Below are 12,964 nucleotides of genomic sequence, written 5' to 3' on the forward strand. Positions count from 1 at the left end.
ATAGAAAAAGCTAAGAAAGAGGTATGAAATGGGACATTTTAATAATTTTAAGACTACAGTGTATTGCGTAGCTCAGATCTTAGAGAGAATGGATCTTGAAACGCTTAAAAAGCAGTATGACTTCATTGAGAAGTATGTTGGTCTTGATAAGGTCTATCTTGAGCCATACAGAGAAGGGCACTGGGTAGACAAGGACAAGATGAAGAGCTTTATCGAGTTCTTTAAAGAGAGAAATGTTGAGGTTGCGGGCGGATTTACAACAGTTGTGCCTGACCTTGATAAGGAAGATGAAAAGAGACAGAGACTTTTTGGTACCTTCTGTTACACAAATCCAAAGATGAGGGAGTACATTCAGAAGGTTTCTGAGTACTGTGCAGAGCAGTTTGATGAAGTTATTCTTGATGACTTCTATTTTACAAACTGTACCTGTGAGGATTGCCTCAAGGCTAAGGGAGATAAGTCCTGGGTAGAGTTTAGAAAAGAACTTATGAAGGATGTTTCTGAGAATCTTGTAGTAGGACCAGCTAAAAAGGTTAATCCTAATGTCAAGATGATCATCAAGTTCCCTAACTGGCGTGAATCTTACCATGCAACGGGCTATAGACCTGACGTTGAAAAAGACATTTTTGACATGGTCTACACAGGAACTGAGACAAGAGCCAGTGCCTACCAGGATCAGCACCTTCCAACATATCTTAGTTACAGCCTGGTTAGATGGATGGATGATGCCAGCGGCGGCAGAAATCATGGCACTTGGTTTGACACTTATCAGTGCTGGCCAGTTGATGACTATCTTGAGCAGGGCTATCTTTCAGCCTTTTCCAAGCCTGAAGAGATAACTCTTTTCCAGTGGACAGATCTTTTTGAAAATAAGCTTGTAACACCTCTGGGACTACAGTTTAAGAGAATCGACAAGATGCTTGATAGAACTGGCAAACCAGTGGGAATTCCAGCTTACATTCCATATGCATCACAGGGTGAAAATCACGTTGAAGACTTCCTTGGAATGCAGGGCTTTGCTCTTTATCCAACACCTCTTTTCCCTGAGAGTGGAAGTGTTCTTGTAACAGAGAGTTCCCTTTGTGATGAAAAGATATTTGAAAAGCTTAAAGATTTCCTTATTAAGGGTGGCAAGGCCTTTGTAACACCAGGCTTTATGGCAAAGGCCCCAGAAAAGGAGTGGAAGGATCTTAGTAGTGCATATCTTACAGGTAGAAAGCTGTCTGTTACCAGATACTATAAAACTGATGATCCTGCAGGATATCTTGAAAATGTAGAGCCGGTTCTTTTCGCTGATATCCAGCATTCAAACAATATGTCATGGTCACTTTTAAATGGAGGAGCAGGGGAGTATCACACATCTCTTTTCCTTAAGGATGGCTATGGCAAGGGACAGATGTATCTTGTTAATATTCCTGAGAATCCATCAGAACTGTCTAGAGTGCCAGTGTGGGCGTTTGATGCCATTAAGCCAGTGTTTAACTATGGCGGTGTATATGTATCAGCACCAAATGTGTCTGTTTTCCACTATGATAATGATATGGTTATCCTCTATGCTCATGTTACAGGACAGGCTCATCCAGTCCATGCTACGATCCATGTACAGAGTGAGAATGCCAAGATTACTCAGTATTTTGATGGTTGGTATCCATTTAAAGAAAAAGAGCTTGAGCTTCAAAAGAGAGAATTTGGCTATGATTTACAGAAAAACACTGAGCTTGTGGCTGATGTTATTCTTAACCCAGGTGAATTCTACGAATTTAAAATACAAAAATAATTAACAATTAAGCTCTCCTATGTGTGTATAATGTAAAACATATATACAGAGGAGAGCATTATTATGAATAAAAAGACTATCTTACCTATCATGCTGGCAGCAGCTCTTTTAACAGGATGTGCTACTAAGGCAGAGCCTGTTGATAAGGAGTTTACAAATGCGGACAGCAGCACAGAAGCTTCTACTGAGGCGGCTTTAGCAGTAGCAACTGCTGATTCAAGTGACCCAATAGATATCACTTGTCAGGAAGATATAAATAAGTACATTGAAGTTGAGACTATAGCACCTATATATGAGACTAGAAAGAGTACAGAGACTGCTACAAACTTCGAAGGACAGTGGAAGCAGACAAACAATCACTCATCAATTGGCGGAGATATCACTATCAGTGATCAGGACAAGGAGAAGTTTAGTTTTACTGGTGAATTCTGGTATTTTTCTCATACAGGAGATGCAGAGGGAGTAGCGTACTTTGTTTCTGACAATACAGCTATCTTTAAGGATGAAGAATATGACGGATATATCTTTTTCCATATGAATGATGGCGAATTGTTTGTTGGATGCGCCGGAACAGCTGGTATGATGGGAATGGCTGTATCACCAAATGGTGAATACACAACTGGCGAAGTGGTACATACCAATGAAGGGATCATGGAAGAGACATATACAGATAATGAGCTTAAGCTTATTAAGGAACTTATTTCTGAGGATGAGTACAAAGATGTCTTTGAATTTAGCACAGATGAAGGCGTTGTAAGTCTCTATGATGACAAAGCCCTTGGAGATGGAGCCAAGTGCAAATATGTAGATTCCTTTGTGCCAACCATGGGCGGACTTGGATATGAGCTTGTCCTTGTAGAAGATGGACGCGCATATATTCTTTTGCACAATTATTCAGAGGATATTTTTTATACTAATGATACAAACTGGACAAGTCAGGAACTTCCTGAAGTAAGTCTTGAATAAAAATGTTTTATATTAATGAAGGAGCGGATCATGAAAATAGTAGTAGCAGATACCGATAGCGTAGGATCAGATATGGACTACACCCTCTTTGATGAACTGGGTGAGTGCACATATTATGGCGACAAGATAACAGATGACAATGCAGCTGAGAGACTTAAGGGTGCCAAGGTTCTTATGATCAATAAAAGTGCCATTACCGACAAGATTCTTGATGATGCGCCTGACCTTGAGCTTATTTGCGAGTTCGCAACAGGCTTCGACAATGCAAATATAGAAGCCTGCAATAGACATGGTGTTAAGGTTGCAAATGTAGTCAACTATTCAACTATGTCAGTAGCACAGCATACTTTCGCACTTCTTTTTTACCTTATGGAGAACTGCAAATATTATGATGAGTTTGTAAAGAGCGGAAAATACGCTAACCAGCCACATTTCTGCTGCCTTGATATTCCATTTAATGAGCTAGATGGCAAGACCTATGGAATTGTTGGAATGGGTAATATAGGTAGAAAGGTTGCAGAGATTGCGACTGCTTTTGGGGCAAAGGTTATTTTCTATTCTGCTTCAGGAAAGAGTACCTGCACAGATTACGAGAGAGTAGAGTTTGACGAGCTTCTTAGTCGTTCTGATGTGGTATCTCTTCACTGCCCACTTAGTGACAGAACTAGAAACCTCTTTAATAAAGATGCATTTGACAAGATGAAGAAGAATGCAATCCTTATTAATGTAGCAAGAGGAGCTGTAGTCAGCGAGCAGGATCTCTATGATGCACTTGTAGAAGGAAAGATCGCGGCAGCAGGCCTTGATGTACTTAATCCAGAGCCTATGGCTAAGGATTCACCACTTCTTAAGATTCAGGATAGTGGCAAGCTCTTTGTAACACCTCACATGGCCTGGGCCAGCACAGAAGCTAGAAAAAGATGCCTCGAAGAAGTAAAAAAGAATGTACAGGCGTGGCAGAAGGGCGAACCAAGGAATATAGTAAATTGATATGTTATTTGGCGACTTGGAAAACTAAGTCGCCGATTTTTTTATGATATGCTTTGATAAATGAATGATCTATGGATTGTCAGTGTTTTCTTGAATCTAAGGCGTGTGCCTTGACGTTATCTTGGAAATTATGGGAACGCCTTGAAGTTAACATAAAATTTTTTTAAAAAAAATTGAAAAAAGTACTTGCATTATTTTTGTCTTTGAGATAATATAAACAAGTCGCCGCGATACGGCGGTCGACAAAAGCTAGTAAGCCTCGTTGGTCAAGCGGTTAAGACGCTGCCCTCTCACGGCAGAATCAGCGGTTCGATTCCGCTACGAGGTACTGACTTGAGCAGAGCACTTGGTGAGGTTCTTTCAAACCTAGTGCGAGCCATGGGGATGCACTTGACGAGGTTTTCTCGAGTCTAGTGCAGTATCCCAGTGAGAACAGCCCAACCCGAGATCTCAACTATCTGATAGTTGAGATTATTTTTTTATCAAATATAAATATCTTTGAAATTTCTGTTGATGAAAAGATTCAGATTTTCTATCGAATAAGAAGTAATTCAAATTTTTTTGTTGAACAAAAGCGCTTCCATAAGGATGCGCATGCGTGCAATAAGAATGTGTTGTAAAAATGCAATTTGGTTGGTGTGAACATGTCGCGAAAAGTGCAATTTGGTTGGTGCGAACATGTCGCGACTGACATGCTTTTTATTTAATGTTCTATTTTTTTATTTTCTAAGTATTCGGCACGGACAGTGCGTCTTTAGATTATTTGTGGATATTCATCCAAAAGAATCCTCATTTATTTTTTTATGCAGTGAAAGAGGTGAGAGAAGACTTGCATCTTTGCTGTTAGATTGCAAAAAGGAGAGTGTGCATACAGAAATATGAGTATTGATTATTATCTTGCGAAAAAATATGAGATAAAAAAGAGAATTGAATTATTAAAAGAGGAGATATCGCATGCCCCGGCTGGTTCAATAGTTCCCTTGAAGAAAAATGGCCATTATAGATGGTACCATCAAAAGAAGAATAAGAATGGCGGCTATGAACGAAAGTACCTTAATAAGAAAGATGTCGAGCTTGCAAGGAAGCTGGCTAAGAAGGCTTATTCCAAAGCTCTTTTACGAGATAAAGAAAATGAGCTTAGCTGTATTGAGGCATATATTAAAAGGCGAAAATGCACTGATTATGCCTCTTTGATCGAAGAAAATTCACCGTACCGCTCACTCATATTGGGTGATGGCTGGGGTGATGAGGCATATGAACGCAGCGGTTTTCATCCAGAAAACCTTATAGTAAAGGCTCCGAAAGGACAATACGTGAGGTCCAAGTCGGAAGCACTAATAGCTAACGAACTTTTTGAACAAGGTATTTCTTATAGATATGAATGTCTTCTAGACATTGACGGAATCGCGTTTTATCCGGACTTTACTATCAGGAACGATGTTACTGGCGGAATTATTATTTGGGAACATTTTGGACTAGCTGATGATGCGGCTTATTTTGACAATATGATGCGCAAGATATCTCTTTATATGAAAAATGGGTATATTCCGGGCGTGAACCTTATCATGACTTTTGAAACAAAGCGGCATCCTTTGACAATTGATGATGTTAGGAAGGTGATAGCGCTATATCTGAAAGAATAGGTTATTTTGTATTGCTGTGGGATTGCTGAAGTATTCTGCGGTATTGCTGAAGTATTACTGCGGTATTGCTGAAGTATTACTGCGGTATTGCTGAAGTCCTTTGAGATGGTATCAAAATAGCTAGAATAAGTGCAATGGTATTACGAGAGCTCTGCGGAGTGATACTAAAAATGCAAGATAAACCTTAATGGTATTACAAGAGCTATACGTAGTAATACTAAAAAGGCAAGAAAAGAGTGAATGGTATCCCTTGAATCCGTGCAAGTGATACCAAAATAGCTAGATAAAGCATAATGGTATTATAGGCGTTTTGTGGAGTGATACTAAAAATGCAAGATAAACCTTAATGGTATTACAAGAACTATATGTAGTAATACTAAAAAGGCAAGAAAAGAGTGAATGGTATCCCTTGAATCCGTGCAAGTGATACCAAAATAGCTAGATAAAGCATAATGGTATCATAGGCGTTTTGCGGAGTGATACTAAAAATGTAAGATAAACCTTAATGGTATTACAAGAGCTATACGTAGTAATACTAAAAAAGGCAAGAAAAGAGTGAATAGTATCCCTTGAATCCGTGCAAGTGATACCAAAAGAACTAGCTAAAGCATAATGGTATTACAAGAAATTAATACAATGATACTAAGCAAGTAGAAAAAAGAAAAATGGTATTACTGAAGTTTGCAGCAGTGGTACTAAAATAGGAATATATAAGAATATGGTATCACTTGCTTTTGCATCAAGCATACCAAAACATGCAAAAAACAAGCTAATAGTATTACCCGAGAAAAAATACAGTGATGACAAATGAATCTCAAGGTGATAAAATAGTAGCCCTTGACGAAAATGCGTTATTGTGGTATTGTCGATATGGTAAATGTTAAGTGGGCTTGAAGAAAGCCCACTTTCTTTATGTATTTAGATAAGATTTATGTATTCATATGTAAATCATGTTTCAGATTATGAATATATGAATCGAAGGATGAGGTTTAATTCATGAAGAAAAATGAAATCGAGAAGAAAACCGAGGAACTTTTAGTTCCTATAGCCGAGGCTAACGGCGTCACGATCTATGACGTTGAATATGTCAAAGAGGCTGGTGAATGGTATCTTCGTGCCTACATTGACAGAGAAGGCGGAGTGGATATCAACAAGTGCGTTGATGTAAGTCATGCTTTATCTGATGCATTAGACGCAGATGACTTTATTGAAGATGCTTATACTCTTGAGGTTTCAAGTCCAGGACTTGGAAGACAGCTCAAGAAGGACAGACATTTTGCAAACAGTATCGGACAGAATGTAGAGTTCAAGCTCTTCAAGGCCAGAGATGGGGTTAAGGAGTTTGCTGGTACGCTTAAGAGTTTTGACAGCGATAGCGTAACCGTAACTATAAATGACAAAGATGAAAACTTTTTAAGAAAAGAGATATCAGTGATTAAGCTTGCTTTGGATTTTTGATCCAAGCGTAAAAAAGGAGATTACGATGAGTAAAGAATTAATGGATGCCCTTGATCTTTTAGAAAAGGAGAAGAACATCAGCAAGGATTCTCTGTTTGATGCAATCGAGAATTCACTTATCACAGCTTGCAAGAACAACTTTGGCAGAGCTGAAAATATCAGAGTAGAAGTTGACAGAAACAACTGTGACTTTAAGTGCTATGCAGACAAGACTGTAGTTGAGACTGCTGATGATGTTATGGATCCTCAGATTGAGATCTCACTTGATGATGCCAAGAAGATCACCAAGAAGGCAAAGGTGGATGACGTTGTAGCAGTTCCTCTTAATTCTAAGGAGTTCGGACGTATCGCTACACAGAATGCCAAGAACGTTATCCTTCAGAAGATCCGTGAGGAAGAGCGTGGTGCTATCTACAATGAGTATTTTGAGAAAGAGCATGACATCGTTACTGGTGTTGTTCAGAGATTCATTGGCAAGAATGTTAGCATTAACCTTGGAAGAGCAGATGCTATCCTCAATGAGAATGAGCAGGTAAAGGGAGAGGTTTACAGACCTACATCTCGTATCAGAGTATATGTCCTTGAAGTTAAGAATGGTTCAAAGGGACCAAGAATTCTTGTTTCAAGAACTCACCCAGATCTTGTAAAGAGACTCTTTGAGCAGGAAGTTGCTGAGATCCAGGACGGAACAGTTGAGATTAAATCAATCGCTAGAGAGGCTGGAAGCCGTACTAAGATTGCAGTTTATTCTAACAACCCTAACGTAGATGCAGTTGGTGCATGCGTAGGTGTTAACGGAGCAAGAGTAAATCTTATCGTTGATGAACTCGGCGGTGAGAAGATCGATGTTATCAACTGGGATGAGAACCCTGGTAACCTTATTCAGAATGCTCTTTCACCTGCCAAGATCGTTGCAGTATTTGCTGATCCTGACGAGAAGAGCGCTAAGGTAGTAGTTCCTGACTATCAGCTTTCACTTGCTATCGGTAAGGAAGGTCAGAATGCTAGACTTGCTGCTAGACTTACAGGTTACAAGATCGATATAAAGAGTGAGACACAGGCTAAGGATGCTCCAGGATTCCGTATGGAAGACTATCTTGATGACGAAGATTACGATGAGTACGAAGAGGGCGAGTATGAAGAAGGCGATGTAGAGTCTTCTGATGCTGAAGTTGAGGAATAATATGCAAAAAAAGATTCCGATGAGAAAATGCGTCGGCTGCGGTGAAATGAAAGAGAAAAAAGAGATGATCAGAGTCATCAAGACTCCTGAGGACGAGATTGTTCTTGATACCACAGGTAGAGCTAATGGCAGGGGAGCATATATCTGTAGCTCCAAGGAATGTCTTTTGAAAGCAGTCAAGAACAAAGGACTTGAGAGATCTCTTAAGGCTCAGATACCAGCAGACGTGCTTGAGCGAATGGAAAAGGAGCTTGGCTAAGATATTGGATTCTAACAAGATATATTCTATGCTGGGGCTATGTATGAGAGCTGGCAAGCTAAAGAGCGGCGAATTTGCCTGCCTTGAAGCTATCAGGAAAAAGACAGCAGTGCTGGTGATCGTAAGTGAAGATGCTTCAGATAATACTAAAAAGCAGTTTAGAGATAAATGTAGTTATTATAACGTTCCAATCTACTTCTTTGGCAACAAAGATGACTTGGGACATGCAATTGGTAAGGACGTTCGAACGAGTCTGGCTGTAACAGACCAAGGTTTGGCTAAGACCCTCATAAAGGACTTACTTCTAGAAAAAAGTACGGAGGAAATGTGAATGGCAAAAATTAAAATATCCGAACTTGCAAGCGAGCTTGGATGCGACGCAAAGGAGCTGATAAGCGTTCTGCAGGAGAAAGGCATAGAGGCAAAACGTTCGAATAGTTCTATCGAGGAAGCTGATGCAGAGATAGCAAGAAAGCACTTCAAGGGTGGGGCTACCAAGGTGGCAAAGGCACCTGCAGAGAGCAAGGGCGCTCCAAAGGAAGCTAAGAAAGAAGCTCCAAAGGAAGAGCCTAAGCAGGCAGCTGGCGATGAGCCAAAGAAAAAGAAGAGCAAGATCATCATGGTTACCAATGCTGGTAATTCCAAGATGGGTGGATACAATAACGGCCAGAACGGCGGAAATAATAACAATAACAACCAGCGCCGTGATAATGGTGGCAATAGAAATGGTGGAAACAATAACGGCAGAAGAGGAACTTTTGCTCAGTCACAGAATGTTTACCATCCAATCAAGCCTTTAACAGCTCCATCACAGCTTGATAGCTATGATAACGTTGTATCAAAGACACCAGCTCCTAAGCCAGCACCAAAGAAGGAAGCTCCAGTTCAGACTCAGGCAGCTCCAGAGGTTAAAGAGCAGGTACAGGAGAATGTACAGCCTAAGGCTCCAGCAAGAGAGCAGAATACAGCTCCTGCGCAGAATGATAGAAATAGAGATAACAGAAACTTCCGTCAGAATGGGGACAGAAACAATGGACCTAGAAATGACAGAGGCGATAGAAATAATTTCCAGAATAGAAACAATGGAAATGGTGGAAACGGTGGATTCCGCAGAGATGGTCAGAACAATTCCTTTGGCGGACCAAGAGGCGGCCGTGATAATCAGGGCGCTCAACAGGGCGGCGGTAAGTTCGGCGGCAGAAACGATAGAAATGATAGAAACGACAACAGATTTGGCGGAAACAAGTTTGATAAGGGTTCATCCAGAAACAACAGCTTTGCTGATGCACCTGTAAAAGAGGGTGGAAGCCACAGAGACGAAGAGAGACGTCGTATCGGACAGGAAAAGGATAAGAGAAACAAGAAGGATCTTGCTTACGAGCAGGAAGAGATGATGCCAAGAAGTAAGAGAGTCGGCAGATTCATTAAGCCTGAGGTTAAGAAGGTAGAAGAGCCTGAAGAGCAGATCAAGGTTATCTCAATCCCAGAGAAGGTTTCCATTAAGGAACTTGCTGAGAAGATGAAGATGCAGCCATCAGTTATCATCAAGAAACTGTTTATGGCTGGTCAGGTTTCAACAGTTAATACAGAGCTTACATATGAGGAAGCTGAGAATATAGCTATCGATTACGATATCATCTGCGAGAAGGAGATTCCTGTTGATGTTATCGAAGAGCTTCTTAAGGAGGATGAGGATGCACCAGAGACTCTCAAGAAGAGACCTCCTGTTGTCTGCGTAATGGGTCACGTTGACCATGGTAAGACATCACTTCTTGATGCAATCCGTAAGACAAGTGTTACTGATAGAGAGGCCGGTGGTATCACACAGAGAATCGGTGCTTACATGGTATCAGTAAATGATCAGAAGATCACATTCCTTGATACTCCTGGTCACGAAGCTTTCACAGCTATGCGTATGCGTGGTGCTAATTCTACAGATATCGCTGTACTTGTAGTTGCAGCTGATGACGGAGTTATGCCACAGACAATAGAAGCTATCAACCATGCTAAGGCTGCAGAAGTAGAGATCATTGTAGCTGTTAACAAGATTGATAAGCCAAATGCGAATATTGACAGAGTTAAGCAGGAAATGACTGAATACGGTCTTATTTCTACTGATTGGGGCGGAACAACAGAGTTCGTACCTGTTTCAGCTAAGTCAGGTGAAGGTATTGAAGACCTTCTTGAGACTATCATTCTTACTGCTGATATCCTTGAGCTCAAGGCTAACCCTGACAGAGAGGCAAGAGGTCTTGTACTTGAAGCTAGACTTGATAAGGGCCGTGGCCCTGTTGCAAACGTTCTTGTTCAGAAGGGTACACTTCATGTAGGTGACTTCATTTCTGCGGGAGCAAGCTCAGGTAAGGTTAGAGCCATGGTTGATGATAAGGGTAACAAGCTCAAAGAAGCTCGTCCTTCACAGCCAGTTGAGATCCTTGGTCTTTCAGATGTTCCTAATGCCGGTGAGGTATTCCTTGGACATGAGACTGACAAGCAGGCTAAGCAGTATGCTAATACATACCTTCAGCAGCACAAGAAGGATCTTATTGAAGAGACAAAGGCAAAAATGTCTCTTGATGATCTCTACTCCAAGATTGAAGAGGGTAGACTTCAGGAACTTAACATCATCATCAAGGCTGACGTTCAGGGTAGCGTAGAGGCCCTCAAGCAGAGTCTTCTTAAGCTTTCAAATGATGAAGTTGTTGTTAAGGTTATCCATGGTGGTGTTGGTGCGATCAATGAGTCTGATGTAACTCTTGCAGCAGCATCAAACGCTATCATCATCGGATTTGATGTTCGTCCTGATGCAACAGCTAAGAGTATGGCTGAACATGAAGGCGTTGAGATCAAGCTTTACAAGGTTATCTACCAGGCTATCGAAGAAATCGAGTATGCTATGAAGGGTATGCTTGCTCCTATCTATGAGGAGAGAGTTACTGGTCATGCAGAAGTTAGACAGATCTTCAAGGCTTCTAAGGTTGGTAACATCGCTGGTTCCTTCGTTAAGGACGGTATCATCAAGAAGGATTGCAAGGTTCGTATCTCTAGAGACGGCGAGCAGATCTTCGAAGGTGATCTTGCTTCTCTTAAGAGATTCAAGGATGACGTCAAGGAAGTTAAAGAAGGCTTTGAGTGTGGTCTTGTATTTGATGGCTTCGATCAGCTTCACGAAGGCGATATGGTAGAAGCTTACGAGATGGTAGAGGTTCCAAGAACTTGATGCGAGAGCAGAACTTCCGTATGTAAGAGGAATTTTATGAGAAAAAACAGTAATAAAAATAAAAGAATAAACGGTGAAGTTCAGAAGGTTATTTCTGAAGCAATCCGTTATAGTAAAGACCCAAGGATCAGTCCCTTTACATCTGTTATGGATGTAGAGGTTGCCCCTGACCTTAAGACATGCAAGGTTTGGGTGACTGTTATGGGTAATGACGAGGATAGACTTAGAACTGCAGAAGGTCTTAAGAGTGCAGCAGGTTATATCCGTAGCACAGTAGCCAAGCAGCTCAATATGAGATATACTCCAGAGCTTAGATTTATCATGGATGATTCTATTGAGTATGCTATCAATATGTCAAAGATAATCGATGAAGTAACTGCTAAGGACAATGAGGCTAGAGCAGCTCGTGGAGAGGATATTGAAACTGAGTCAGATGACTTTGTTGATGAGGACTCTTTTGAGGAGGAAGAATGAAGATCGATCAGCTAATGGAAGGTGTAAAGACTGTTGGTATCAGCGGTCATATAAGACCAGATGGTGATTGCGTCGGTTCTTGTATGGGCATGTATCAGTATCTGTCCAAATGCTATCCAGATGCCAAGATTGACGTTTTTCTTGAGAGTATACCAGCAGAACTTACTTTTATCAAAGATGTTGAAAAGGTAAACCATGAGTTCATAACTGATGTAGACAGCTACGATCTTTTTATTGTTCTTGATTGTGGCAAAGACAGAACTGGTAAGGCAGAAGCCTTTGTGGACAGTGCAAAGAAGGTTGTTAACATCGACCATCATATCAGCAATCAGGGAACTGGTCATGAGAACTATATTGTTCCTACAGCTAGTTCAGCCTGTGAGCTTGTTTATGATGTGATCGATAATAGCAAACTTGATATTGATATAGCCAAGACTCTTTATACCGGAATGGTCACAGACACTGGTGTTTTCAAGTATAACAATACATCTCCAAAAACTATGCAGGTTGCGGCAGATCTTATTTCTTACGGCTTTGATTTTGGAAGCCTAATAGATCATGTTTTCTATGAAAAGACCTATATGCAGAATCAGATTCTTGGAAGAGCTCTTTTGGAAAGTATCATGCTCATGAACGGCAGATGTATAGTATCTGTTGTTTCCAAGCAGACAATGGAGTTCTATGGAGCTGTCAGCAGTGACCTTGATGGTATAGTCAATCAGATGCTCCTTACTATTGGAGTTGATTGTTCTGTGTTTATGTATGAGATCGAGCCTTTGGTCTACAAGGTGAGTCTTCGCAGTAATGGAGCAGTTGATGTTTCCAAGATTGCCCAGCTCTTCGGAGGTGGCGGCCATCAGAGAGCAGCAGGCTGCACAGTGAATGGAACACAGCACGACGTTATCAATAACATTACTAAATATATACACCAGCAGCTGTTTGAATGATCACATGAATAATAGCCACAAGATATATTATGTCTTGTGGCTTGTTT

General features: G+C 40.8%; 11 protein-coding genes and 1 tRNA gene. All 12 read left to right on the forward strand.

Annotated elements, in window-relative coordinates; all coding sequences use genetic code 11:
• Positions 1-28: 28 nt before the first annotated feature.
• The 12 genes from bhn_RS04870 (at position 29) to bhn_RS04925 (ending at position 12,917) form a co-directional block, all read left to right on the forward strand.
• On the forward strand, positions 29-1,777 hold the full coding sequence (locus bhn_RS04870; RefSeq protein ID WP_071175632.1) for a hypothetical protein: 1,749 nt from the start codon (positions 29-31) through the stop codon (positions 1,775-1,777).
• A 63-nt stretch (positions 1,778-1,840) separates the two neighbouring features.
• Positions 1,841-2,743, forward strand: coding sequence for a hypothetical protein (locus bhn_RS04875; protein ID WP_071175633.1), 903 nt, complete (start codon positions 1,841-1,843; stop codon positions 2,741-2,743).
• 30 nt (positions 2,744-2,773) lie between these two features.
• Positions 2,774-3,733, forward strand: coding sequence for a D-2-hydroxyacid dehydrogenase (locus tag bhn_RS04880; RefSeq protein ID WP_083385733.1), 960 nt, complete (start codon positions 2,774-2,776; stop codon positions 3,731-3,733).
• Positions 3,734-3,989: 256 nt separating this feature from the next.
• A tRNA-Glu gene (locus bhn_RS04885) sits at positions 3,990-4,061 on the forward strand.
• 550 nt (positions 4,062-4,611) lie between these two features.
• A complete protein-coding gene (locus bhn_RS04890) occupies positions 4,612-5,376 on the forward strand; it encodes a PDDEXK family nuclease (protein ID WP_071175634.1) in 765 nt (254 codons plus the stop codon).
• 996 nt (positions 5,377-6,372) lie between these two features.
• Complete coding sequence (locus bhn_RS04895; RefSeq protein ID WP_071175635.1) at positions 6,373-6,834, forward strand: ribosome maturation factor RimP; 462 nt, start codon at positions 6,373-6,375, stop codon at positions 6,832-6,834.
• Between the two features lie 25 nt (positions 6,835-6,859).
• Positions 6,860-8,017 carry a transcription termination factor NusA gene (nusA, locus tag bhn_RS04900; protein ID WP_071175636.1) on the forward strand — a complete coding sequence of 386 codons (1,158 nt, stop codon included), beginning with the start codon at positions 6,860-6,862 and terminating at the stop codon, positions 8,015-8,017.
• Between the two features lies 1 nt (position 8,018).
• Positions 8,019-8,276, forward strand: a complete 258-nt coding sequence (rnpM, locus tag bhn_RS04905; RefSeq protein ID WP_083385735.1) for an RNase P modulator RnpM — start codon at positions 8,019-8,021, stop codon at positions 8,274-8,276.
• A 1-nt stretch (position 8,277) separates the two neighbouring features.
• On the forward strand, positions 8,278-8,607 hold the full coding sequence (locus tag bhn_RS04910) for a L7Ae/L30e/S12e/Gadd45 family ribosomal protein (RefSeq protein WP_408608004.1): 330 nt from the start codon (positions 8,278-8,280) through the stop codon (positions 8,605-8,607).
• Complete coding sequence (gene infB / locus bhn_RS04915) at positions 8,608-11,496, forward strand: translation initiation factor IF-2 (RefSeq protein WP_083385738.1); 2,889 nt, start codon at positions 8,608-8,610, stop codon at positions 11,494-11,496.
• A gap of 36 nt (positions 11,497-11,532) precedes the next feature.
• On the forward strand, positions 11,533-11,970 hold the full coding sequence (gene rbfA / locus bhn_RS04920; protein ID WP_071175638.1) for a 30S ribosome-binding factor RbfA: 438 nt from the start codon (positions 11,533-11,535) through the stop codon (positions 11,968-11,970).
• Entirely contained in the window at positions 11,967-12,917 is a 951-nt protein-coding gene (locus tag bhn_RS04925) for a DHH family phosphoesterase (protein ID WP_071175639.1), read from the forward strand. The genes rbfA and bhn_RS04925 overlap by 4 nt, the downstream gene beginning before the upstream one ends.
• Positions 12,918-12,964: the final 47 nt, after the last annotated feature.

The sequence above is a fragment of the Butyrivibrio hungatei genome, from assembly GCF_001858005.1.
GTDB classification, from domain to species: domain Bacteria; phylum Bacillota; class Clostridia; order Lachnospirales; family Lachnospiraceae; genus Butyrivibrio; species Butyrivibrio hungatei.

What these genes read in the sequence shown, in the direction of transcription:
- bhn_RS04870 (WP_071175632.1), top strand. Translation starts at nt 29, where the DNA reads ATGGGACATTTTAATAATTTTAAGACTACAGTGTATTGCGTAGCTCAG.
- nusA (WP_071175636.1), top strand. Translation starts at nt 6,860, where the DNA reads ATGAGTAAAGAATTAATGGATGCCCTTGATCTTTTAGAAAAGGAGAAG.
- bhn_RS04890 (WP_071175634.1), top strand. Translation starts at nt 4,612, where the DNA reads ATGAGTATTGATTATTATCTTGCGAAAAAATATGAGATAAAAAAGAGA.
- bhn_RS04880 (WP_083385733.1), top strand. Translation starts at nt 2,774, where the DNA reads ATGAAAATAGTAGTAGCAGATACCGATAGCGTAGGATCAGATATGGAC.
- infB (WP_083385738.1), top strand. Translation starts at nt 8,608, where the DNA reads ATGGCAAAAATTAAAATATCCGAACTTGCAAGCGAGCTTGGATGCGAC.
- bhn_RS04895 (WP_071175635.1), top strand. Translation starts at nt 6,373, where the DNA reads ATGAAGAAAAATGAAATCGAGAAGAAAACCGAGGAACTTTTAGTTCCT.
- rbfA (WP_071175638.1), top strand. Translation starts at nt 11,533, where the DNA reads ATGAGAAAAAACAGTAATAAAAATAAAAGAATAAACGGTGAAGTTCAG.
- bhn_RS04925 (WP_071175639.1), top strand. Translation starts at nt 11,967, where the DNA reads ATGAAGATCGATCAGCTAATGGAAGGTGTAAAGACTGTTGGTATCAGC.
- bhn_RS04875 (WP_071175633.1), top strand. Translation starts at nt 1,841, where the DNA reads ATGAATAAAAAGACTATCTTACCTATCATGCTGGCAGCAGCTCTTTTA.
- rnpM (WP_083385735.1), top strand. Translation starts at nt 8,019, where the DNA reads ATGCAAAAAAAGATTCCGATGAGAAAATGCGTCGGCTGCGGTGAAATG.